The organism is Nocardiopsis changdeensis (genome assembly GCF_018316655.1).
In the GTDB taxonomy this organism is placed as follows: Bacteria; Actinomycetota; Actinomycetes; order Streptosporangiales; family Streptosporangiaceae; genus Nocardiopsis; species Nocardiopsis changdeensis.
In genome coordinates this window covers 5,552,743-5,576,101 of sequence record NZ_CP074133.1, presented here as the reverse complement: position 1 = coordinate 5,576,101, position 23,359 = coordinate 5,552,743, and the positions used below count along the sequence as shown (strand labels likewise).

Sequence of the window (23,359 nt, the reverse complement as noted above, 5' to 3'; positions counted from 1 at the left end):
GGACTGTAACAGATCCGCTACGTGGAGGAACCCCCCGCGAGGTCCCGCGCCGGTTCTCCGGCCCGGAGCGCGGGACGGTAGCATGCGGCGGTGGCGCAGGCCACGGTTCGTGCAGACGCGTGAGGAAACGAGGTCCCCGGTGGGCGACTGGGCAAGCGGACGACGGCTCCTGCTCGTGGGCACCTACACCCCGGACTCCGACCCCCCGGGCGCGGGCCGGGGCATCCACCGGGTCGGCTTCGACCCGGTGACGGGGGAGCTGTTCGACCAGGGCGTCGCGGCCGAGACCCCCGGACCCTCGTTCCTGGCCTACCGGCCCGAGCCGCCGACCGTCTACGCGGTCAACGAGCGGGCCGAGGGCACCCTGGCGGCCTTCCGCGTCGACGGCGACGCCGGCCTCACCGGGCTCGGCGAGGTCCCCACCGGCGGCGGATCGCCCTGCCACGTCCGCTACCTGGGCCCCGAGCAGGTGGCCGTCGCCAACTACGCCGACGGCGTGGTGAGCTTCGTGCCCACCGACGCCGAGGGCCGCCCGCACCCGTCCGGCCGCGAACTCGGACACCGCGGGCACGGCCCGGTCTCCGACCGCCAGGAGGGCCCGCACGCGCACAGCACCGCCGTGGTCATGAACTCCCACGAGCGCCGCCTGCGCTACCTGCTCGCCGCCGACCTGGGCGCCGACGAGCTGCGCGTGTACCAGTACGCCGTGCCGGTCGAGGACGAGGAGCCCGCGCGCCCGGAGGAGGGCCTGGTCGGCACGGTGAAGCTGCCCGCCGGCACCGGCCCCCGCCACATGGCCGTCAACGGCGACCACGTCTACGTCGCCGGGGAGCTCGACTCCCGGGTCCACGTCGTCCGCTGGAACCCGCGCCGCGGCACCGGCGAGCACCTGGGCTCGGTCCCCTCCCTGGGGGGCCTGCACGAGGCCAACTTCCCGGCGGAGATCGCCCTGCACCGCCTCAAGGTCGACGGCCGCGACATCGCCGACGGCGACGCCCTGCCGATGACCACCACCTACGAGGGCCGGGTGTACGTGTCCAACCGGGGCGCGAACGCCGTCTCGACCTTCGCCGTCCGCGACGAGGGCGCCCGGCTGGAGCACCTGGCCGACACCCCGGTGGGGGACTGGCCCCGCCACTTCGCGGTCATCCGCGGCCACCGCGACGAGCCCGACCACCTGGTCGTCGCCGCCCAGAATGGCGACGAGCTCCGCTCGCTGCGCATCGACCCCGACACCGGCGTCCCCGCCGACACCGGCCACCGCCTGGAGATCCCGGTCCCGGTCTGCGTCCTGCCGGTCCCCATCAACCGCATCCGACGCACCTGCGACCGCCCCTGAACCCGGGCGAGGCCCGGGTCCGGGGGCGCGGCCCGGCGGTCACCCCCCGGCGACCGCCGTGCCCCTGAACCCGATGGGCCCCTCACCGGCGCGCTGGTAGTAGCCGAGGAACCCCGCGGCCCTCTCCCCGAACGCCACGGAGCCGGTGTTCTCCCGCTGGTCGCGCCAGGTCACCCGTTCCAGCGGGGCGCCGCCGTCGTCCACGGCCAACCGCAGCTCCCCGGAGGAGTGCCAGCCCCCGCCCCAGCCCTCCTCGGTCCGGAAGCGGTGCACCGTCGCCCCCTCCGTGCCCCCGGGGTGGGCCCGGCGGTCCCGCAGGCGGCCGCGGTACTCGGCCACGCCGCCGTCCGCGTCCCGGTGGAAGCCGTGGAACTCCTCCAGCGCCGACTGGAAGGACACCGAGGCCTCGGACCCGTCCGCGCGGCGCCAGGAGAGCTGGGCGATCGGGGCCCGCTCGCCCCGGTCCACGTGGACCACCAGCGTCCCGGCGTCCTCCCAGCGGTGCGGTCCGCCCTCCGGGTCGTGGACCAGCGTGCGGGTGGCGTAGCGCAGCACCGACCGCTCGTCGGCGGCCGCGAGCATCGCCCGCGCCGAGAGGCCCCGCTCGTGAACCGAGTCGAACGTGATCCGGTACAGCCACAGCAGGGTGCGGGCGTCGGCGCCGCTGCGCACGGTCACCCGGTTGCGGCCCGGCCGCAGCAGCGCGCCCGGGACGGAGAACACGCAGTCCTGCGGCAGGTCGCCGCCGCCGGGGACGGTCATCCGCGACGCCACGGGCTCGCCGTTGACCAGAACGGTCAGGGGGGCGTACCCGGCGGAGCGGCCGCTCTTGGAGACGAGCGCCGTCACCGTCAGGATCCCCTCGGCGATCCTCTCGGCGGCGTCCAGATCGAAGTCGGCCCTGACGGAGCCCCCGGCGTTCAGCGCGAGGTGGTTACCGCCGAACGAGCAGTGCTCGTACTCCACGGCGGTGTTGGCCAGGCGCGCCGGCTCGACGGACAGGTCGGCGTAGACGGGTTCCATGGGGAGGTCTTTCCAGTGGGCGCCGGGCCCGGGGACCGCGGCGGCGGGACGGGGAGACCCGGAGCGTACCGCCCGTCCGCGACACTCACGCCCGCCCCGGTGCCCGCGGCACGGGCCGGGGCCCGTGGAGGCCAGGGGTGTGAGGTGCGTCTCAGGGGGAGGTCGACAATTCCCGCCGGGGCGGTTCTGTGCATCCCCGCCATCCCGCCGGCGGACCCCGATAACGGACAATGGGTGCTGTTCCACTCCTGTTCAGCCTCCCGAGGGGAAGCCCATGCCCACGACCCGGACCGCCGGCATCCGCTACCGCGGCCTCACCGCGCGCGACCTGGCGCTCATCGCCGTGTTCGCCGCGTTCATCGCCGTGCTCAGCATCTCCGGCCAGATCACCGTGCCGCTGTCCCCGGTGCCGATCACGCTCCAGACCCTGGGCATCATGCTGGCCCCCGCCCTGCTGGGGTGGAAGCGCGGCACCCTCGCCGTCGCGGTCTTCCTCGTCCTGGGCCTGGCGGGCCTGCCCCTGTTCGCGGGCGGCGCCGGCGGCCTGGGCGTCCTGGCCGGGCCCTCCGCCGGGTTCATCGTCAGCTGGATCCCGGCCGCCCTGGTCATCGGGTTCCTCACCGACCTCATGGTCCGCGGCGGCCGGTACCGGTTCTGGGCGGGCCTGGCCGTCAACGTCCTCGGCGGCGTCCTCGTCGTCTACGCCGTCGGCGTCCCCTGGCTGGGCGTCGCCATGGGCAACGACCACCTGGCCGCGCTGGTGGCCATGGTCGCCTACCTGCCCGGCGACCTGGCCAAGGCCGTTATCGCCTCCCTCATCGCCGCCGCCGTCTACCGCGCCTACCCGATCCCGCCCGCCGGGCGCCCGGTGATCGAGGAGGCCGGGACCGGGGACAAGGGGGACGGTGCGGCCAGGGGCGAGGGCGCCTGATGCTCCGCCTGGAGGGTGTCTCCCACTCCTACGAGGCGCGGCCGGTGCTGCGCGACATCACCCTGGACCTCGCCGAGCACCGCATCGGCGTGATCGGGGCGAACGGATCGGGCAAGTCCACGCTCGCCCGCACCCTCAACGGCCTCGTCGTCCCCGACGCAGGCCGGGTGACGCTGGGGGAGTGGGACACCCGGCGCCACGCCAGGCACATCCGCCGCAGGGTCGGGTTCGTCTTCTCCGACGCCGCCAACCAGATCATCATGCCCACGGTCGCCGAGGACGTGGAGATCGGGCTGCGCTCCCGCAGGCTGGGGCGCGAGGAGACGGCCCGGCGGGTCGACGCCCTGCTGGAGCGCTACGGCCTGGCCGGGCACCGCGACCACCCCGGCCACCTGCTCTCCGGCGGCCAGAAGCAGCTGCTGGCCCTGGCCTCGGTCCTGGCCACCGAACCCGAGATCCTCGTCTGCGACGAGCCCACCACCCTGCTCGACCTGCGCAACACCCGCATGGTCCACCGGGTGCTCGACACCCTGGAGCAGCAGGTCGTCCTGTTCACCCATGACCTCGACCTGCTCGGCTCCTTCGACCGGGTCCTGGTGGTCGACGAGGGCCGGATCGTCTTCGACGGCCCGCCCGCCGACGCCGTCGACCACTACGTGAAGCTCATGGACGACCGCCTCCTGGACGACCGGTGAACACGCTCGGCCTCTACATCCCCGGCGACGGCCTGCTGTACCGGTTGAGCGCGGGCACCAAGCTCGCCGGGCTGCTCGCCGTCTGCGTCGCGGTCATCGCCCTGGCGCACCCGTGGGTGTCGGTGGGGCTCCTGGCGGGCGCGGTCCTGCTGTACCCCGCGGTGGGGCTGCCCTTTCGGCGGGTCCTCGGGGTGCTGCGCGGACTGTGGCCGTTCCTGCTGGCGATCGGGCTGTTCCAGGCGGTCTTCGGCGACCCCCTGACCGCGGTCCGGCTGTGCTCCCAGCTGCTGGGGCTGGTGGTGCTGGCCAACGCGGTCACCCTCACCACCCGGGTCCGCGAGATGCTCGACCTGTTCGAGCGCCTGGCCCAGCCGCTGGCCCGGTTCGGCGTCGCCCCCGAACGCGTGGCCCTGGTGCTGGCGCTGACGATCCGCTCCATCCCCATGGTCGCCGCCGCCTGGCGCGCCGCCGTCGAGGGCTACCGCGCCCGGGGCCTGTCGGGGCGCCCGTACCTGCTGGTCACCCCGCTGATCGTCCAGCTGTTCCGGATGGCCGAGGCCACGGGCGAGGCCCTGGTGGCCCGCGGCATCGACGAGGACGCCGGTGCCTGAGCCCGCGTTCCCGCCGAGGAAACGCCGTCTCACGGCCGTGTTACGTCCGTACCGATTCCGTATCGGCCCTCGGGACAGAGGGATTCGAGCGGGATAATGGGTGCACCAAGTCACTGAGCGACGTTCGATGAACCGGTGATCGTGTGCCCCGGCGCCTCCCCGCCGACCTCCCCCCGTTCCCCCGCGGCCTGAGCACCCTCCTGGTGGCCGCCCTCGCCCTCCTCCTGGCCGTGTCCCCGTCCGCTCCCTCCGGGGTCCTGCCCGAGGCGGCCCCGGCGCTCGCGCGCGCGGTGCCGGCCGGGGGCGTGCGGCCGCAGGCCCTCCTCCCGCTCGTGACCGCGCCCGCCACCGGCGGGGCCGTGCTCACCCCGGAGCGGTACGAGGAGCTGGACGCCCGCGTGGCGCGGACCATCGCCGACAGCGGGGCCCGCGCCGGGATCGCCGTCCAGGACCTGCGCACCGGCGCGACGTTCAGCCACGGCGCCCAGGAGGGCTTCGCCACCGCGAGCGTGGCCAAGCTGATGATCACCGCCATGCTGGTGCTGCACGCCCGGGACGAGGGGCGCGAGCTCACCGCGGTCGAGCGGTCCCAGGTCGAGGCCATGATCCGCTACAGCGACAACGACGTCGCCAACGGGCTCTACGAGAGGATCGGCTACAACCCGGGCTTCGCCGAGGGGGCCGAGCGGCTCGGGTTCACCGGGACCGAGCCCCACCCGAACGGCGTGTGGGGCGGTACCCTGACCACGCCCGCCGACCAGATCCGGCTGCTGCGCGCCCTGTACACCGAGGAGGGGCCGCTCACCGCCGACGAGTGCGCCCACATCCGCGGCCTGATGGAGACGGTCGCCCCGGAACAGGCCTGGGGCGTGTCCGCCGCGGCCGGACCCGGGGACGTCGTGGGCCTGAAGAACGGCTGGACGCCCCGCGAGTCCGACGGCGGCCGCTGGCTGGTCAACAGCGTCGGCTACGTGGCCGGGCCCGACCGCCAGTACCTCATCGCGGTCATGTCCGAGGGCAGCCGCGACTACACCTCGGGCGTCGCCCTGACCGAGGAGCTGGTCACCGCGGTCACCTCGGCCCTGGAGGACCCGCCGGGCGGACACCCGGCGGGCCGACCGGGTCGCTAGTCGAGGGGGCCGCCGGCCACGTAGAGGACCTGGCCGGAGACGAACCCGGAGTCCTCGGAGGCGAAGAAGGCCACCGCGTTGGCGATGTCCTCGGGCAGGCCCACCCGCCGGACCGGGATCTCCGCCTCCTTGAACTTCTTCATGTCGTCGTAGGAGATGCCGATCCGCTCGGCGGTGGCGCGGGTCATCGCGGTCTCCACGAAGCCCGGGGCGACCGCGTTGACGGTGACACCGAACTTGCCCAGCTCGATCGCCAGGGTCTTGGTGAAGCCCTGCAGGCCCGCCTTGGCGGCGGAGTAGTTGGCCTGGCCGCGGTTGCCCAGCGCCGAGGAGCTGGACAGGTTGACGATCCGGCCCCAGTTCTGCGCGGTCATGTGCGCCTGGGCGGCGCGGCTCATCAGGAAGGAGCCGCGCAGGTGCACGTTCATGACGGTGTCCCAGTCCGAGGCGGACATCTTGAACAGCAGGTTGTCGCGCAGCACACCGGCGTTGTTCACCAGGATCGACGGTGCGCCCAGGCGCTCGGCGACGGTGTCGACGGCCGCGGTGACCTGGTCCTCGTCGGCGACGTCGCAGCCGACGGCCAGGGCGGTGCCCCCGGCGGCGGTGATGCGGTCGACGACCTCCTGGGCGTCGGACTCCTTCAGATCCAGCACGGCGACGGCCCGGCCGTCGGCCGCCAGGCGCTCGGCGGTGGCGGCGCCGATACCACGGGCCGCTCCGGTCACAATGGCCACACGAGGCGTTGCGGACATGGGTTACCTCCAGAATTCACGTGGTGGGCGCGGGGGAATCCTATCGACATTCCTACCGGTCGGTAAGCGGCCGGGGGGCCTTATCCGGCCCCTTCCCGGCCGGGCCCGTACGCCGCCACCTGGGCGTCCCCGCACCGCGGAAAGAAGTGCGCCATCGGGTCCCCCCGTTTTCCTGCACACCGCCCCCGCTTGGCCTACGATGTCTGCAAGGCCAGGATGCACGTGCATTCGATCCGTGCAGCAGCACGCGCCCGACCTGCTCGGGGAGGAGTGGAAGGCATGGAGTGTGCGGAGGCGGTCATGGAGCCCGCCGGAGGTTGGTGGCTCAGGGTCCTCACCCACGGCTCCCGGCGCTGGAACACACCCCTGTGCGGGGACCGGCACGACGCCGTCACGTGGACCTTCGCGCCGCGCCCCCACTCCGTGTCGGCCGCACGCGAGATTTCCGACGCCCTGCTCCGGGAATGGGGTATGGGGCACTTGTCCCCCGATGTCTCCGTGGTCGTTTCGGAATTGGTCACCAATGCGGTACGCCATGGCGGGCCGCTGGTCTCGACCGGTCCGGGCGGCGGGGGTATTCAACTCTCCCTGATGAGAAGCGGCCGTGAATTCATCTGCGCGGTTCGCGACGGCGGAGATCGGCTGCCGCGCAGAAGGAGGTCCGACCCGACCATGGAGGGTGGTCGGGGACTTGCCTTGGTGAGCGCCTTCGCGCGAGAGTGGGGTGTGATTCCCACTCCCCCCGGGGGAAAGTTCGTTTGGGCGCAATTCGTGTGAACCGCCGGTGCCGGGCCGGCGTCCTTCGCACCGCCCCCGAGCGGACCGGATCCGCGGAGTGGCGGGGACCGGAGGAGCCGACCCCGGTACCGCGATCACATCGGCTATATCGTGTACCCGGGTGTCCCGCGCAGCGGACGCCCGTTGCGGGAATGACAGGGAGGCGGCGAACGTGGATATCGCTCGATTGCGCAAGGGGAGCGGCCCCACCGTGCGTCGCATGCTGCTCGGCCAGGAACTGCGCAGCCGACGCGAACAGCGTGGTATCAGCCGGGAGGACGCCGGGGCGCGGATTCGGGCTTCGGCGTCGAAGATCAGTCGCATGGAACTCGGCCGGGTCGGTTTCAAGCTGCGCGATATCGAGGACCTCCTGAAGTTGTACGGCACCGACCGCCGCACGATCAAGGAAATGCTCGAAGTCGCGAAGGAATCCAACAAGCCCGGATGGTGGAAGGACTACGGCGACTCCCTCCACAAGTGGCTGACCCAGTACATCGGGTTCGAGGAGGCCGCCGACCAGATCCGCATCTACGAGTCGCAATTCGTCCCGGGCCTGTTGCAGACGGAGGAGTACGCCCGCGAGATCATCTTCGGCGGCGTCGACGCCCCCGACACGGTCGCCGAGCAGCGGCTGGCGGCGCGGCTCAAGAGACAGAAGCGGGTCGAGACGGACGAGGGCATGCGCATGTGGGTGGTCCTCGACGAGGCGGCGGTCCGCCGCCCCATCGGCGTGGGCATCCGGGGCTTGGGCGTGATGCGCCGCCAGATCGAGCACCTGATCCGGCTCAGCACGGAGAAGGACAACATCACCATCCAGATCATCCCCTTCTCGGTGGGCGCGCACGCCGCCGAGGCGGGCTCGTTCACGCTGCTGCGCTACTCCGACTACGAGCTCGCCGACATGGTGTACCTGGAGCAGCTGCACGACGGCGAGCTCAACGACCGCCCGAACGTGGTCGAGGCCTACACCAAGGCGATGACCAGGCTGAGCGTCTCGGCGGCGACCCCCGACGAGAGCCTGGAGATGCTCCGGTCCATCCTCGCCGACTTCACCGAGGCCGACGACGACCCCGACGGTGAGGCGGCCGGCCTGGGCTGACCCCATCGGACCCCGCAGCGGTACCCCCGAGCCGGCCCGCCGAAGCGGCCGGAACGGCACACGGCCGAAGGACCCCGTCCCCCGACGGGGTCCTTCGGCGTTCCGCGCGGTCTCTTTCGCGGTGTGCCTGGGGTGTCCGCCGCTCTCCGGGCGGTGCCGGTCCACGCCTGCGCGGGGGGTCCCACCCCTGGGGTGCGACCCCCCGCCCGTGGCCTGGAGGGAGAGCGGTGCGGCCTCAGCCCAACAGGTTGTCGAAGTCCCCGTCCTTGGCGCCCAGGATGAGGCAGTCGATCTCCTCCTGGGTGTAGACCAGGGCCGGGCCGGCCGGGAAACGGGAATTGCGGACGGCGATGGAGCCGTCGGCCAGGCGGGCCATCTCGACGCAGGCGCCCTGGGAGTTGCTGCGCTTGGCCTTCTGCCAGGCGGCCTCGGTCAGCTCGGTCGCGTTGATGCCGTTGTACGGGGTCATGCCCACTTCTCCTTCGGAGTCACTCGAGGGGATGTGCCGTGCGCCTGCACTGCCAAATGCACGTGCAAGAGCATTGGCACGTTCATAAGCATAGCGTGACCCTCGCCACTTGTCCGAGAGTTAGCCATCCTGAGTCCCACGTGATACACAGGGCGCCCGACCAGGGGTGTTCTCCATGACGAACCGTGCTAACCCGGACACGGCCTCCCGGTGCGCAGCACGACGCGGCCCCGCCGGACGCCTCGGGGGCGTGTCCGGCGGGGCCGCGCGGAGTGCAGGGGTCAGGAGCAGGCCAGGGCGGTCCGGAGCGTCTCCAGGTTCCCGCGCATGATCGACGGGTAGTCGTCGCCGGGGGAGGCGTCGGTGACCCCCTCCAGCGGGTCGAGCACCTCGACCGCCGCGCCGGTCTCGCCGGCGATGGTCTGGGCGGTCTCCTCGGGCATGAGCGGCTCGGTGAAGATCGTGGTGACCCCGTGCTCCTCGACGAAGTCGGCGATCTCCGCGATCTGGCTGGGGGAGGGCTCGCTGTCGGGGTCGACCCCGGAGATGCCCACCTGCTCCAGGCCGTAGTGCTCGGTCAGGTACGAGAAGGCGGTGTGGCCCACCACGACCTCGTTGTGCTCGCAGGAGGCCAGGCCGTCCTCGTACTCCTGGCCGATCGCCTCCAGTTCGGCGGTCACCGCCTCCGCGTTGGCGGTGTACTCGGCGGCGGCCTCGGGGTTCAGCTCTCCCAGCCGCTCGCCCAGGGCGCCGGCGACCTGGGACATGAGGTCCACGTCGAGCCAGAAGTGCGGGTCGAGGTCGCCGTGGTCGTGGCCGTCGCCCCCGGCCCCCTCCTCGGCGTGGGCGTCCTCCTCGGAGTGCTCCTCCTCGGCGTGGGCGTCCTCCTCGTGCCCGTGCGCGTCCTCCTCGTGCCCGTGGGCCTCCTCGTCCCCGTGCTCGTGCCCGCCCTCCCCGGCCGGGTGCAGCTCGACCACGTCGGCCACGTCCAGGGCGCGGTCGGACGCCTCCTGCTCGACGGCCTCGTCCACCGCGGGCTGCAGGCCGGCCACGTAGAACGCGAGGTCGGCCTCGGTGAGCTCGCCGATCTGGCGGCCGGTCAGCTCCAGGTCGTGGGGCTCCATGCCGGGTTCGGTCAGCTGGACCACCGCCACGCCTTCCCCGCCGACCTCGCGGGCCAGCCACTCCAGGGGATAGACCCCGGTGACCACGGTCAGGTCGGCGTCGGCGGGGTCGGGGCCCTCTCCGCCGGCGGGGGAACCCTGGCCACCGCAGGCGGTGGCCGTCATCAGTGCCACCGCGGACAGGGCGGCGGTTCGCAGGATCGTACGCATGGGACCATCATCGGGAAAATGAAAATGATTGTCAATTTGACCCATATGCCCGGCCCCGGCCCCCGGCTCAGGTGACCTCGGCGAAGCGCTCCACGTCGTCGGTCCGCCCGGCCACCACGATCACGTCGCCCTTCTGCAGCACGGTCTCCTCGGTGGCGTAGGTGAAGGCCGAGTGGAGGCGCTTCACGGACACCACCGTGATCCCGTACTTCTGGCGCACCTTCGTCTCGCGCAGCGGCTTGCCCAGCAGCTCCTTGGGCGCCTTCGTCTTGCCCAGGGAGAACCCCTCCTCGAGCTCCACGTAGTCCAGCATGCGGCCCGACACCAGGTGGGCGACGCGCTCGCCCATGTCGTGCTCGGGCAGGACCACGTGGTGGGCCCCCACCTGTTCGAGGATGCGGCCGTGCCGCCTGCTGATCGCCTTGGCCCAGATGTCGGGCACGCCCATGTCGACGAGCTGCGACGTGGCCAGGATGCTCTCCTCCAGGTGGGTGCCGATGGCCACCACCGCGCGCTGGAACTGGGGCGCGCCGACCTGCCGCAGCGCCTCGTCGTCGGTGGCGTCGGCGATCACGGTGTGGGTCAGGGCGTCGGCGTAGGCCTGGACGAGGCGGGGGTTGGAGTCGACGCCCAGCACCTCCCAGCCGTGGTTGACCAGTTCCAGTGCGAGGGAGCTGCCGAAGCGGCCCAGCCCGATGACCAGAATGCGCTTGTCCCTGAGTTTCGTCTGTTGGGGCATGTGGGTGCTCCTAGAGGATTCGTGGTCAGCCGATGATCGGGCGGGCCTCGGCGAGATCGTAGCGGCGCTTGCGTTCGCGGAAGGCGATCGCCGTGGCGAAGGTGACCGGGCCGATGCGGCCCGCGGCCATGAGGAGGGTGACGAAGGTCTGGGCCCAGGGGTCCAGCTGCGGCGTGATCCCCGTGGAGAGCCCGACCACCCCGACGGCCGACACGACCTCGAAGAGGGTGTCCATGAAGCCGAAGGGTGTGGTGTGCAGGAGGATCACCGTGCTCACCGCGACCACGGTCATCGACAGGAACGTCAGGCTCAGCGCCTGCCGGATGACTTCAGGCGCCAGCCGGCGGCCGAACACGTGGACCCGGTCGTGCGCCCGGATCTCGGACCACACCACCAGGAAGAGGACGGCCAGGGTGGCGACCTTGATCCCGCCGGCGGTCCCGGCGCTGCCGTTGCCCACGAACATCATCATGGCGGTGAGCAGCAGGGTCGAGTCGTACATCGAACCGGTGTCCGTGACGTTGAACCCGCCGCTGCGCGGCATCACCCCGTGGAAGACCCCGTCGGTGATCTTGGCCCACCAGTCCAAACGCCCCAGGGTGAGCGGGTTGTTCCACTCCATGGCGGTCACCAGCACGATGGTGATGAGGAAGAGGGCCGCGCTGGTGGTGATGGTGATCTTGGTGTGCAGGCTCCAGGCCTGCGGGGTCCGGTAGCGGCGGCGCAGCTCGATCAGCACGGGGAACCCGACGCCGCCGAGGATGACCGCGAAGGCGAGGGGGAACAGGATGAACGCGTCCCCGGAGAAGCGGATCAGGCTGTCCCCGTACAGGGACAGCCCGGCGTTGTTGAAGGCCGAGACCGAGTGGAAGACGCCCGAGTAGAGGGCCTCCCAGAAGGTCATGTCGTAGCCGAGCCACATCCTCGGGAGGACGAGCGCCAGGACGGCGCCTTCCAGGATCAGGCTCACCTTCAGCACCCGGGTCGCGATGCCCCGGACGTCCCCGACCGCCAGGGCCCGGTTCTCCGCCTGCACGTTCAGCTCCATGCGCAGGCTGAACCGGTGGATGATGGCCACGCCCATCAGCGAGGCCAGGGTCATGATCCCCAGCCCGCCGGTCTGGATCATCACGAGGATGACGAGGTGGCCGAAGAACGAGAGCTGGTCGCCGATGTCGATGACGCTCAGGCCGCACACGGCCAGGGCGGACGTCGCGGTGAACAGGGCCTCGGTGAAGGTGAGGGGCTCGCCCGTGGCCGCGAGCGGGGTCATGAGCAGGAGCGTCCCGAGCAGGTCCACGACGAAGAAGATCAGGACGAAGGCCCGGGCGGGCTTGCCCCAGGCGGTCTTGCGGTGGTGGACGGGCCCGCTGTCGAAGCCGGTGTGGCGCCGGCGCGGAGTCAGCCGCACGCGGATGTCCCGGAGCGCGGCGGCGCTCCGGGACATCCGGGTCGTGAAGGCTCTCAGGGCTTGCCTCATGTCCTCGTCATTCCACCGCTTCGTGCAGGTCACCGTCGTTCGACCCGAACGATTGTGCCAGCAGGGGGCGACCGGTCCGTCCCAGGGTGGGACGGGCGAGGATGTGTCGCCGTTCCCCGTCAGTCGTGGCGTGCGCCCTCGTGGTCGGCGTGCCCGGGCGGCTCCAGTTGGAGGGTGGAGTGTTCGACGTCGAAGTGCCCGGCCAGGCAGGCGTGCAGTTCGTCCAGGGTGCGCCCGCAGTCGCGCAGCCGTTCCTCGGGGACCACCACGTGCGCCGACATGACCGGTACCCCGGAGGTGATGGTCCACACGTGCAGGTCGTGCACGTCGACCACGGCCGGGTGGTCGAGCAGGTGGCCCCGCACCTCGTCCAGGTCCATGCCGCGCGGCGCGGACTCCAGCAGGATGTGCACGGCCTCGCGCAGCAGCGACCAGGCGCGGGGCACGATGATCGCGGCGATGAGCAGGGAGACGACGGTGTCGGCCTGCGTCCAGCCGGTGAGCCAGACGACGAGGCCGCCGACGATGACGCCGACCGAGGCCAGGGCGTCGCTGACGACCTCCAGGTAGGCGCCCTTGACGTTGAGGCTCTCCTTGGCGCCCGAGCGCAGGACCAGCGCGCCCGCGATGTTGGCGACCAGGCCGATGGCGGCGACCACGACCATGCCGGGACCGGACACCTCGGCGGGGGAGCGCAGCCGCTCGACGGCCTCCACGACGATGAACGCGCACAGGACGAACAGCACCAGGGCGTTGACGGCGGCGGCGAGGATCTCGGCCCGCTGGTGGCCGAAGGTGCTGCGCCCCCGGGCGGGGCGGGCGGCGATCCACACGGCGACCAGGGCCAGCGCCACCCCGAAGGAGTCGGTGACGGTGTGCCCGGCGTCGGCGAGCAGGGCGAGGCTGCCGCTGAACGCGGCGCCCGCGACCTGGACGACGGCGACGCCGAGCATGAGCGCGAGGACGAGCGCGAGCCGTCCCCGGTTGGCCGCCCCCGCGGTGTGTCCGTGGCCATGGCCGTGGCCGTGTCCGGCGCCCATGGGTCCCCCTTCTCGTGTGCGTGCTCCCGTGTGCGTGCGCACGTCGGTTCAGTCACCACTGTTTATACAGCCTGGGCTGTCTATACAGCAAGCTATGTACAATGGTTTTCATGTTGACCTCCGAGCAGCGCCTCTCCGCCATCCACCGGCTCGGCCGCGCCCTGTCCGACCCGACCCGCTGCCGCCTCCTGCTGGCCCTGCTCGAGGGTCCCGGCTACCCCGCCGACCTGGCCGAGCACCTGGGGCTGACCCGCCAGAACGTCTCCAACCACCTGGCCTGCCTGCGCGACTGCGGACTGGTGCGCACCCACGCCCACGGGCGCCGGGTCGCCTACGAACTGGTCGACGCCTCCCTCGCCCACGCCCTGGAGGACCTGCTGCGCGTCGTCTGGGGCACCGGGCGCCCGCACGAGGCCCCCGGGGGCGAGGCCGGGAGGGACGCCGGGGCCGAGCGCCGCGCGGGCTGACCCGTCCGGCGCACCCGCCCCCCGTGTCGCCCGGCTCCCCCATAGCGCGTTCCCGCCGCCGTTGTTGCGGATGACCGGAACCTGCCACTGTGATGCCCGTTACAGGGTGCGGAGGGTGGGGGAGTGTGACGAAGTCCCATGTCCCGCCGGGGAATCTCCGACTTCTGTCGGATGTCCCTAACTTTGGTCAGGGGCCGACCCTGACAGAAGACTGACGCGTCCCTGAAAGCCCCCCGATCCGCGTCCGAGGACGAGAAGTCCCGATATAACGCGACGTATCGTGGGGAGGCGCCCGGCGGATGCAGTGCCCGGCGGAGCACCCGGGGGACGGGACGGTCCCGCGGGCGGGCCCCGCCCGGACGAGGGCGGCACGCCTTCGACGGCATCCCCACCACACGACTTCGAGGACCGACCGCCGCCCGACGGCGACGACCCGGCGCGCACCGCGCCGACCGGTCCAACGTCCGCAGCGAGTAGGAGCGAGAACCTCTCATGTCCAGATCGGCTTTCAGGACCCCGCACGCGGGCTCCCCCCGCACGGAAGGGACGACCGGATGAACCGCCTCGCGGTCATGTCGCTCAAGAACCGGGCGCTGGTACTGCTCGTCACCCTGGCCGTGCTCTTCTTCGGCGTGCTCGCCGCCGGAGCCGCCAAGCGGGAGCTCTTCCCGCAGATGTCCCTGCCGATGGTGATGGTCACCGGCACCTACCAGGGCGCCTCCCCGCAGGTCGTGGAGAACCAGGTCACCGTGCCCCTGGAGCAGGCCGTCCAGAGCGTCGCGGGGGCCACCACCGTCACCTCGACCTCCAGCAGCGGGACCGCCCAGGTCACCGTCGAGTTCGACTACGGCGCCGACCAGGACGACCTGGTCCGCCAGACCCAGATCGCGGTCGACCAGGTCGCGGGCATGCTGCCCGAGGACGTCGAGACCAGCGTCATGTCCTTCAGCCTCGACATGATGCCCGTCGTCATGCTCGCCGCGGGCGCCGAGGACGGCGACGACCAGGGCATGGTCGAGCCGCTGGAGACCCACCTCATCCCCGAGCTGGAGTCCGTCGAGGGCGTCCGCTCGGCCACGGTCACCGGTGCGATCTCCTCCGACCTGGTCATCACCCCGGACGAGGACGAGATGGCCGAGGCGGGCCTCACCGCTCAGGACATCACCCAGGCCCTCCAGGGCAGCGGGCAGCTGGTGCCCGGCGGCGACGTCGACTCCGACGGCCGCACGCTCAACGTCACCACCGGCGCCCAGTTCACCTCGGTCGAGCAGGTCGAGGACATCTGGATCCGGCCGGCCGCCCCGGAGGCCGGCGCCACCTCGGCCATGCCCGGCGCGCCCCCGGCCGCCCAGCCCGAGCCCGTCCGCCTCTCCGAGGTCGCCGCCGTCGAGCTGGTCCGCGACGAGGCCACCACCCTGGCCCGCGTCAACGGCGACCCGAGCATCGGCGTCATGATCATGAAGACCCCCGACGGCAACACCGTCGAGGTCTCCGAGGGCGTCCAGCGCGTCCTCGACGAGCAGGCCGACGTCCTCGGCGACGACATCGAGATCAGCGTGGTCTTCGACCAGGCCCCCTACATCAACGAGTCCATCCTCGCGATGCTCGAAGAGGGCGGCATGGGCCTGGCGGCCGCCGTGATCGTCATCCTCGTCTTCCTGCTGTCGATCCGCTCCACCCTGGTCACCGCGGTGTCCATCCCGGTGTCGGTGCTGATCGCCTTCCTGGGCATGCAGGCGTTCGGCTTCACCCTGAACATGCTCACCCTCGCGGCCATCACGATCTCCATCGGCCGCGTCGTCGACGACTCCATCGTGGTCCTGGAGAACATCCGCAGGCACCTGGACTACGGCAAGGAGAAGATGGAGGCGGTCAAGACCGGTGTCCGCGAGGTCGCGGGCGCGGTGGTCTCCTCCACCCTCGCCACCGTCGCGGTGTTCCTGCCGCTGGCCTTCGTCGGCGGCATGGTCGGCGAGCTCTTCATGCCGTTCGCGGTCACCGCCAGCCTCGCCCTGCTCGCCTCGCTGATCGTGTCGATCACCATCATCCCGGTGCTCTGCTACTGGTTCCTCAAGCCGCGCGACATCGGCGACGCCACCCAGGAGGAGATCGAGCGCGAGGAGACCGAGCGCGAGCTGCGCAGCCCGCTGCAGCGCGCCTACATGCCGGTCATCCGGTGGATCACCACCAAGCGCAGGCAGGCCACGATCGTCACCCTGGCAGCCTCCGCGGTCATCTTCGGCGGCACCGTCTACATGGCCGGCCAGCTGGAGACCGACTGGATGGGCCAGTCGGAGGAGAACACCTACGCCCTCAGCCAGGAGCTGCCCCCGGGCACCTCCCTGGAGGAGGCCGACGCCGAGGCCGTCAAGGTCGAGGAGATGCTCGCCGGGTTCGCGTGGGTGGAGTCGTACCAGACCAACGTGGGCGGCAACGCGATGGCCGGCCCGTTCGGCGGTGGCGGCGCCTCGCAGATCGACTACACGATCACCGCGGACCCCGACACCGACCAGGAGCGCAACCGCGAGGTCCTGCGCGACTCCCTGGAGGACCTGGACACCGACTACGAGCCGACCATGAGCGCCATGGGCGCGATGGGCGCCGGCTCCGGCATCGAGGTCCGGGTGACCGCCGACGACCAGGAGGTCCTGGCCGAGGCCGCGGGCCTGGTGGAGGAGGAGCTGAAGGGGATCGACGGCGCCGCCGACGTCGTCAACGGCATCTCCGCCACCCAGCCCGCCATGGAGGTCCGCGTCGACGGTGAGAAGGCCGCCGAACTGGGCCTGACCGAGGCCGCCGTGGGCGGCCAGGTGAGCGCCGCGTTCAACGGGCAGAACACCGGGACCGTCACCGTCGACGACAGCCGCCGCGACATCGTGGTCCGCGCCGTCGAGGCCCCGACCACCGTCGAGGAGCTCGAGGAGCTGGTGGTCGTCTCCCCGACCGCCGGGCCGGTGGAGCTGTCCGAGGTCGCCGACGTGGTCGAGGTGGAGCAGCCGCCGCAGCTCACCCGCATCGACGGCATCACCAGCACCACCGTCGAGGCCAGTGTCACCGCCTCCGACCTGGGCGCGGTCAGCGCCGAGATCACCCAGGCGCTCGACACGATCGACCTGCCCCAGGGCGCCACCGCCACGCTGGGCGGTGTCAGCCAGGAGCAGAGCGAGGGCTTCATGCAGATGGCCCTGGCCATGCTGGCCGCCGTGGTCATCTGCTACCTCATCATGGTCGCGACCTTCAAGAGCCTGCTCCAGCCGTTCATGCTGCTGATCTCGATCCCGTTCGCGATCACCGGCTCGCTGGCGCTGCTGCTCGTCACCGACACGGCGCTGGGCATCGCCGGCCTGGTCGGCATGCTGATGCTCATCGGTGTGGTCATCACCAACGCCATCGTCCTGATGGACCTCATCAACCAGAACCAGAACCGGGGGATGCCGCTCACGGAGGCGATCGTGGAGGGTGCCCGGCACCGTCTGCGCCCGATCCTCATGACGGCCCTGGCCACCGTTGCGGCCCTGACCCCGATGGCGCTGGGCATCACCGGCGGCGGCGCCTTCATCTCGGCCCCGCTGGCGCTCGTGGTGATCGGCGGTCTGGTGACCTCGACCCTGCTGACGCTGATCCTGGTCCCCGTCCTCTACCAGCTGGTGGAGTGGGGCAAGCAGCGCCGGGCGGCCCGCAGGGCCTCCCGCGAGGAGCTGCGCCGCTCCAAGCGCGCGGCCGCCTCCGCGTCGGCGCGCGAGAAGGAGACCGTCGGCTGACGCCGGGGATCTCCAGGTGAGAGGGCGTCCCGTGCTCCGGCACGGGGCGCCCGTCGCCGTTCCGGCCCCGGGAACGGGGCAGTGGTGGCATGCTGTGACCGGAGCGTTGGTTTGTGTCATCGGCGCAGGAACGGCAGGCTGCGATACATGACGGAAACGCAGAAGAAGTCACTCGACGATCTCGTTCGGGAGGAACTGGGCGCCGAGCCCTCCCAGGAGGCGAAGGACTACGCCCGCCTCCTCTACGAGCGCTACCGGTTGCCGGAGGCGCCCGCGACCGCGGGGGAGGGGACGGCCCCGGAGGAGGACACCGCGACGGGCGGGTGACCCCGGGTCACCCGTCCTCGGCGGTCTCGTCCCACACCAGCTCGAACCAGACCTGGCGGCCCATGCCGTCGCCGCGGGGCTCGCTGCCCCACTTGCTGGAGAGCGCCTCGACCAGGTCCAGGCCCCGGCCGTGCTCGGCCGTGTCGTAGGGGTCCCGGTGCTGGGGTCGGGGCGTCTCGTTCAGGTTCCCCAGGTCGCGCACCTCCACCCGGGCCCAGCCCGGGGCGCGGTGGACGCTGACCTCGAACTTGCCGGTGGAGCGCCCCGAGGCGCTGTGCGTGATGGCGTTGGTCGCCAGTTCGCTGGTCAACAGCGTGGCGGTGGTGGGATCGGGGCAGTCGGCCAGCTGCCGGGCGACGAACCTGCGCGCGTACGCGATCTGGCTCGGCAGACCGGGGAAGCGGCGTCTGGCGGGTCTGTTGTGCTCTTCCATTGCCGGACCACATACGGGAGGAGAGGAGTCGACGCTCGCGGCCCGCTCCGGGACGGACGCACCGCGCACACCGAGGTGGACGAGGGGGTCGTGGGGTGCTGCTGCGGTCATGTGCTGTTCACTCCACGGTGTGTTCTCGGAGGACAGGGCGGAGCAGCGCCTGCCCCTCGGTGTCGCGTCCATGCCCGGAACGGGTCACGGCGCGGGGCGGACACACGGGTCGAGGCCCCCGGGTACAGGGAGGGGTGCGGTGCCGCACGACCGGGCGCGCGGCGGGAGGGCGGCGGACGGGGTGCGGGGGAGGTCCGGGGCGAATGGTCGTGTCTGGTATCGGATGTGCCCCACGACACTGAAGGGCGTATTCGCGCATAGCATACGCTCCGTGCTCTTCCGGGGACCCGGCCGACCTGGCCGTGTCGGAACGACCCCTCTTGACCTGGTTAAAGAGGGTGTTCGGCCAGGGTATGCGACCGGTCAAGGCGAGGGTTCCGTGACTGGTGTGACTCAGGGGAATGAGTAACGATGCGGTAACGCAATTGGGCTTTTCATCCCATACCGGGGTCTTGCGCACTTCGGGGACGACCCGTCAAGGTAAGGGGCATGGCCTCCCGCTCCCCCCTGCCGACCGGCCTCGGCGTCGAACTCGACCGCGCCGTGCGCCTCGCCGACGAAGGGCACCTCCTCGTCGGCGGCGACCCCACCCGCGCCGTCCGCCTGACGTCGCGACAGGTCAGCGGACTCATCAGGTGGATCAGCGGGGCCCCGGTGCGCGACGCCGAAGAGGGCGCGACCGCCGCCGACCTCATCGCGGCCGGGCTCGCCCACCCGTCGCCCTCCACCACCCTCAACGGAGAGCCTCCGGCTCACCCCTTTTCCCACCCGTCGCCCTCCACCACCCTCAACGGACGCCTTCGGCGCAGCCCCTCCCACTCGTCGCCCTCCACCGCCCTCGACGGAGAGCCTCCGGCTCACCCCTCGTCTCCCGCCATCGCCCCCGACGGACGCCTTCGGAGCGGTACCTCCCACCCGTCCTCGCGTCCGGTGGGGGAGCAGGGCGGTCCCACGGTGGACATCGTCGTGATCGACCGGGGCGCGGCGGGCGGACTGACCGCGACCCTGGACCGGCTCGCCCGGCTCCACCCCGGAGCGGAGCCGATCGTCGTGGGCGCCACCGGGCCCGCCGCCCGGGCCGCCCGGGAGCGCGGTGCCCGGGTGCTGCCCATCCCCGTGGGCGGCGCCGCGGCCCGCGCGCTCGCCCTCACCGTCTCCGACGCCGACCTCGTCGCCCTGGTCGACGCCGGCCACCTGCCGCGGCCGGGCTGGCTGGAGGCGTGCGCCGGGCACTTCGCCGACCCCGCCGTCGCCGCCGTCCTGCCGCGCACGCTCGTCGACCTCCCGGCCTCCGGCGGGGAGGGCTCCGCGGCCGTCGCCGCCGTCGCCGCGGCCCGGGTGGGACCCGACCGCGGACCCGACCCGGCCCCCGTGCTGCCCTGGGGGCACACCGCCCCCGGCCTCGCCCGCCCGGCCGGAGCCGACACCGGCGACCCGCTGGGCCCGGTCACCGCCCTGGTCCTGCGCCGCTCCGCGGTGGACCCCTCCCTCCTCGACCCGGCCCTGGGCACGGCCGCCGAGCCCGCGCTGCTGTGGTCCCTGGCCGACCGGGGACTCACCGTGCGCCACGAGCCCCGGTCCCGGGTACGGGTCCCGCCGCTCGCCGACCTCGGCGGGTACCTGCGGGCCTGCGCCGGGACCGGCGCGGCCGCGGCCCGGCTGGCCCGCCTGCGCGGCACCCGCGCGGCCGGCCCCGAACTCTCCCCGACCGGCGTCGCGGCCCTGGCCGCGCTGCTGGTCGGCCGCCCGCTGTCGGCCGCGGCCCTGGCCGTCGCCGGGGGCGGGGTGCGGGTGGCGGCCCTGGCCGCCGCCGGCGCGCCCGCGGACCGGACCGCCCCGGCGGTCGCGGCCGGGCTGGTGCGCCAGGCCCGCGCCGCGTCCCGGGCCCTGAGGGGCGCCTGGTGGCCCCCGGCCGCCGCGGCTCTGACCCTGGGCGCCGTGCGGATCACCCGGGACCTGCGGCGCGGCCGCAGGCCCGCGGCGGCGACGGTGCTGGCCACGGCGGCCACCGCCGCGGCCCTGGTGGCGCCGCATCCGGCGGCCTGGCGGACCGCGCGGGGCGCCGCCCCGGTCGACCCGCTCACCTGGACCGCGCTGGGGATCGCCGGCGACGCGGCCCGGGGCCTGGGGGCCTGGTGGGGGATGGCGCGGTCGCGCAGCGCGGCCCCGCTGCTGCCCCGGATGCACCGTCCGGACTTCGCCGTGGCGCAGGCGGCCCGCGCACGGGACCCCGCACGGGCTGAGGAGGACTCACGCACCCTCGTTAGGTCCGGTTAAGACCACTCACACCGGGTGATGTCCGCCGGTCCGGGGGCATGAAACCCCTTTCGCGGGTCCGGCCGCTCCCGGAGATGAGCAGGGGAGCGGTGGTCCGGCGGGGCGGAAGCGTGTTTCCCGGTGGTGACAACTTGCTGTCTTTTGGTCGTATGATTGCCGGGTTTGTCGGGTTTCATGTAAACAGTGATGACGTATCGCCCGGTTCGGCGGGTGCGTCTTCGCAGCTCAGCGCGCTTTTCTGGCTGCGAGTGACGCTCCCGTGGCTTTCTGTGCAAAAATTGACAAATCGCCACGAGTTCACCGGCCAAAAGGGCTCCGTTGTCTTTTCTTGATGCACTGGTTACCGTCGAGTGTCTAGCGATGCCCCAGACTCTTGACATTCCGGTCACTGATCGTGAATCGGACGCAATTGTGTTTCGGCAGTCACCGGGAGTGACCCCCGCCGGTGGTAGTGGGATCACGGATGCTTAACAGGCCAACAGCCTTGCGGATCCGTGCCTCCTCCACCGGTGCTCTTGGCTACGACCGCCCTGTCAGCAGACCGCCGCGCCGGGCTCGGCTGTGAGGTTCGGAGAGAGTTTTGGGCAAGTTCCTGGTCAGACGACTGTTGAACTACGTCGTACTGATCTTCCTCGCGACGAGCTTCGCGTACCTGCTCGCCGCCGCCAATCTGTACCCGCGCGGCTACTTCGAGCAGATGCAGCCGCCGCCGACGCCCGAGGCGATCAACGCCCAGCTCGACACCCTCAACCTGAACGACCAGACCCCCCTGGTGCAGCGGTACGCCACCTGGCTGAGCGGTGTCGCCCAGGGCGACTTCGGGCAGACCATCCAGGGCAGGGACGTCACACCGCAGATCTGGCTCAAGGCCGGTGTCACCCTGCGGCTGATCACGGTGGCCACCCTCCTGGGCAGTGCCATGGGCATCGCCATCGGCGCCTACGCGGCGGTGCGCCAGTACCGGATGTTCGACAAGGCCACGACGGTCGCCACGTTCTTCGTGCTGGCCATCCCCACCGTCGTCATCGCGCTCAGCGTGCAGGTGTTCGCCGCCGAGATCAACGGGGTCCTCGGCTTCCAGCTCTTCCTGTTCTCCGGCGAGTACTCGGCGGGCTTCAGGGGCAACGCCCTGGAACTCCTGCTCAACCGGATCCACCACGCGATCCTGCCGACCTTCGTGCTCGCCGTGGCGCTCTTCGCCGCCTTCGCCCGCTACCAGCGCAACATGATGCTGGACGTGCTCGGTGCGGACTTCGTGCGCACCGCGATGGCCAAGGGTCTCACCCGGCGCAAGGCGCTGATCAAGCACGCCCTGCGCACCGCGCTGATCCCCACCATCACGTACTTCACCTTCACCTTCGGCGTGATGGTCTCCGGCGCGACCTTCACCGAGAAGATCTTCGGCTGGCACGGGATGGGGGCCTGGCTGATCGACGCGATCTTCCAGCAGGACGTCCACGTCGTGGCCGCGGCCTCCTGCTTCATGGCCGTGACGATCATGGTGGCGTCGTTCCTCTCGGACATCCTCTATGCCTGGCTCGACCCGAGGGTGCGGGTGTGACCGTGACAAGGAACCGCGCGTCCGCGCACACCCCGTCCCGCCAGTACGCCCCCGCTGCCATCGAGCTGGAGATCCGGTCATGAGCACCACCGAAACGAGCACGGAGCTCGGAAAGGCCCCGACCGTACCGCCGGCGCCCAACCGGGCCAAGGCCATCGTCGGCCAGCTCCTGGGCACCCCCCGGGTGATCATCGGACTGGTCCTGCTGGCCCTGCTCGCGATCCTCGCCTTCGTCGGCCCGGCCGTCAGCGGCTGGGAGGTCGGCGAACGCGACTACACCGCCTTCCTGGACGGGCCCTCGGCCGAGCACTGGATGGGCACCAACAAGACCGGCCAGGACGTCTGGACGCAGTCCACCGCCGGCCTGCAGAAGTCGCTGCTCATCGGTCTGCTGGTGGCGCTGCTGTCCACCGGCATCGCGGCCCTGGTCGGCGCGTTCGCCGGCTACTTCGGCGGTATCACCGACCGCGCCCTGATGTGGATCGCCGACCTGGCCCTGGTGCTGCCCAGCTTCGTCATCCTGGCCATCCTCGCCGAGCAGTTCGGCGGCAACGGGGGCTGGATCATGCTGGTGGTCCTGCTGGCCGCGTTCAGCTGGATGGTCACCTCCAAGATGATCCGCGGCATGACCATCTCCCTGCGGGAGCGGGAGTACATCCACGCGGCCCGGTTCATGGGCGTTCCCCCGCACAAGATCATCCTCCGGCACATCCTGCCCAACATGTCGTCGCTCCTCATCGCGGACGCCACCATCGCGGTCAGCACCGCGATCATCGGCGAGACCTCGCTGAGCTACTTCGGCTTCGGTGTTCAGATGCCGGACATCAGCCTCGGCGTGGTGATCGCCGACGGGTCCAGTTACGCCAACACCAGCTGGTGGATCTTCGCGTTCCCCACGGTGCTCCTGGTGATCCTGGTACTCGCGGTGAACATGATCGGGGACGGGCTGCGTGACGCCCTGGACCCGCAGTCCAAGTCGCGCCGGTCCTAGGGGGGAAGC

General features: G+C 71.7%; 21 protein-coding genes. 13 read left to right on the top strand and 8 right to left on the bottom strand.

Translation table 11 applies throughout. The features are described 5' to 3' along the window. The first annotated feature begins 139 nt into the window (after window positions 1-139). Window positions 140-1,339, top strand: coding sequence for a lactonase family protein (locus KGD84_RS25170; protein WP_255646792.1), 1,200 nt, complete (start codon window positions 140-142; stop codon window positions 1,337-1,339). 39 nt (window positions 1,340-1,378) lie between these two features. Here KGD84_RS25170 and KGD84_RS25165 read toward each other — a convergent pair whose 3' ends face one another. Continuing rightward, on the bottom strand, window positions 1,379-2,362 hold the full coding sequence (locus KGD84_RS25165) for a hypothetical protein (RefSeq protein WP_220562838.1): 984 nt from the start codon (window positions 2,360-2,362) through the stop codon (window positions 1,379-1,381). Window positions 2,363-2,636: 274 nt separating this feature from the next. On the opposite strand from KGD84_RS25165, the gene KGD84_RS25160 reads away from it, so the two are divergent. The 4 genes from KGD84_RS25160 to KGD84_RS25145 all read left to right on the top strand — a co-directional run bounded on the left by KGD84_RS25160 (window position 2,637) and on the right by KGD84_RS25145 (window position 5,729). Next, window positions 2,637-3,293 (top strand): biotin transporter BioY, encoded by a 657-nt coding sequence (locus tag KGD84_RS25160; RefSeq protein WP_220562837.1) that lies wholly within the window; start codon window positions 2,637-2,639, stop codon window positions 3,291-3,293. Continuing rightward, window positions 3,293-3,988: an energy-coupling factor ABC transporter ATP-binding protein gene (locus tag KGD84_RS25155; RefSeq protein ID WP_220562836.1), complete on the top strand. Its 696-nt coding sequence runs from the start codon at window positions 3,293-3,295 to the stop codon at window positions 3,986-3,988. The genes KGD84_RS25160 and KGD84_RS25155 overlap by 1 nt, the downstream gene beginning before the upstream one ends. Next, a complete protein-coding gene (locus tag KGD84_RS25150; RefSeq protein ID WP_220562835.1) occupies window positions 3,985-4,599 on the top strand; it encodes an energy-coupling factor transporter transmembrane component T family protein in 615 nt (204 codons plus the stop codon). Before KGD84_RS25155 ends, KGD84_RS25150 begins: the two co-directional genes overlap by 4 nt. A 143-nt stretch (window positions 4,600-4,742) precedes the next feature. Then, window positions 4,743-5,729 (top strand): serine hydrolase, encoded by a 987-nt coding sequence (locus tag KGD84_RS25145; RefSeq protein WP_220562834.1) that lies wholly within the window; start codon window positions 4,743-4,745, stop codon window positions 5,727-5,729. On the opposite strand, the gene fabG is transcribed toward KGD84_RS25145, so the two are convergent. Further along, the gene (fabG, locus tag KGD84_RS25140) at window positions 5,726-6,466 is read right to left on the bottom strand and encodes a 3-oxoacyl-ACP reductase FabG (protein WP_255647101.1); all 741 of its coding nucleotides are present in this window, start codon (window positions 6,464-6,466) and stop codon (window positions 5,726-5,728) included. The genes KGD84_RS25145 and fabG overlap by 4 nt on opposite strands. Window positions 6,467-6,763: 297 nt before the next feature. On the opposite strand from fabG, the gene KGD84_RS25135 reads away from it, so the two are divergent. Both KGD84_RS25135 and KGD84_RS25130 read left to right on the top strand, forming a co-directional pair. After that, complete coding sequence (locus KGD84_RS25135) at window positions 6,764-7,261, top strand: ATP-binding protein (RefSeq protein ID WP_220565305.1); 498 nt, start codon at window positions 6,764-6,766, stop codon at window positions 7,259-7,261. Window positions 7,262-7,481: 220 nt separating this feature from the next. Continuing rightward, entirely contained in the window at window positions 7,482-8,360 is an 879-nt protein-coding gene (locus KGD84_RS25130; protein WP_220565304.1) for a helix-turn-helix domain-containing protein, read from the top strand. Window positions 8,361-8,595: 235 nt separating this feature from the next. Here KGD84_RS25130 and KGD84_RS25125 read toward each other — a convergent pair whose 3' ends face one another. The 5 genes from KGD84_RS25125 to KGD84_RS25105 form a co-directional block, all read right to left on the bottom strand. Then, window positions 8,596-8,829: a DUF397 domain-containing protein gene (locus KGD84_RS25125; protein WP_220562832.1), complete on the bottom strand. Its 234-nt coding sequence runs from the start codon at window positions 8,827-8,829 to the stop codon at window positions 8,596-8,598. 281 nt (window positions 8,830-9,110) lie between these two features. After that, complete coding sequence (locus KGD84_RS25120) at window positions 9,111-10,163, bottom strand: metal ABC transporter substrate-binding protein (RefSeq protein ID WP_220562831.1); 1,053 nt, start codon at window positions 10,161-10,163, stop codon at window positions 9,111-9,113. Between the two features lie 67 nt (window positions 10,164-10,230). Beyond that, the gene (locus tag KGD84_RS25115; RefSeq protein ID WP_220562830.1) at window positions 10,231-10,902 is read right to left on the bottom strand and encodes a potassium channel family protein; all 672 of its coding nucleotides are present in this window, start codon (window positions 10,900-10,902) and stop codon (window positions 10,231-10,233) included. Window positions 10,903-10,927: 25 nt separating this feature from the next. After that, on the bottom strand, window positions 10,928-12,382 hold the full coding sequence (locus KGD84_RS25110) for a TrkH family potassium uptake protein (protein ID WP_255646791.1): 1,455 nt from the start codon (window positions 12,380-12,382) through the stop codon (window positions 10,928-10,930). Window positions 12,383-12,501: 119 nt separating this feature from the next. Further along, window positions 12,502-13,422, bottom strand: a complete 921-nt coding sequence (locus KGD84_RS25105; RefSeq protein WP_220562829.1) for a cation diffusion facilitator family transporter — start codon at window positions 13,420-13,422, stop codon at window positions 12,502-12,504. Window positions 13,423-13,532: 110 nt separating this feature from the next. On the opposite strand from KGD84_RS25105, the gene cmtR reads away from it, so the two are divergent. From cmtR to KGD84_RS25090, 3 genes are all read left to right on the top strand, one after another. After that, window positions 13,533-13,889 (top strand): Cd(II)/Pb(II)-sensing metalloregulatory transcriptional regulator CmtR, encoded by a 357-nt coding sequence (gene cmtR / locus KGD84_RS25100; protein ID WP_220562828.1) that lies wholly within the window; start codon window positions 13,533-13,535, stop codon window positions 13,887-13,889. A 554-nt stretch (window positions 13,890-14,443) separates the two neighbouring features. Further along, the gene (locus tag KGD84_RS25095; RefSeq protein WP_220562827.1) at window positions 14,444-17,650 is read left to right on the top strand and encodes an efflux RND transporter permease subunit; all 3,207 of its coding nucleotides are present in this window, start codon (window positions 14,444-14,446) and stop codon (window positions 17,648-17,650) included. 147 nt (window positions 17,651-17,797) lie between these two features. After that, window positions 17,798-17,977 carry a hypothetical protein gene (locus KGD84_RS25090; RefSeq protein ID WP_220562826.1) on the top strand — a complete coding sequence of 60 codons (180 nt, stop codon included), beginning with the start codon at window positions 17,798-17,800 and terminating at the stop codon, window positions 17,975-17,977. 7 nt (window positions 17,978-17,984) lie between these two features. Here KGD84_RS25090 and KGD84_RS25085 read toward each other — a convergent pair whose 3' ends face one another. After that, window positions 17,985-18,410, bottom strand: coding sequence for an ATP-binding protein (locus KGD84_RS25085; protein WP_220562825.1), 426 nt, complete (start codon window positions 18,408-18,410; stop codon window positions 17,985-17,987). A gap of 600 nt (window positions 18,411-19,010) precedes the next feature. Between KGD84_RS25085 and KGD84_RS25080 the strand changes: the two genes are divergently transcribed. From KGD84_RS25080 to KGD84_RS25070, 3 genes are all read left to right on the top strand, one after another. Continuing rightward, entirely contained in the window at window positions 19,011-20,798 is a 1,788-nt protein-coding gene (locus KGD84_RS25080; protein ID WP_220562824.1) for a family 2 glycosyl transferase, read from the top strand. Window positions 20,799-21,378: 580 nt separating this feature from the next. After that, window positions 21,379-22,359 (top strand): ABC transporter permease, encoded by a 981-nt coding sequence (locus KGD84_RS25075; RefSeq protein WP_220562823.1) that lies wholly within the window; start codon window positions 21,379-21,381, stop codon window positions 22,357-22,359. Between the two features lie 79 nt (window positions 22,360-22,438). Then, window positions 22,439-23,350, top strand: coding sequence for an ABC transporter permease (locus KGD84_RS25070; RefSeq protein ID WP_220562822.1), 912 nt, complete (start codon window positions 22,439-22,441; stop codon window positions 23,348-23,350). The last annotated feature ends 9 nt before the right edge of the window (window positions 23,351-23,359 follow it).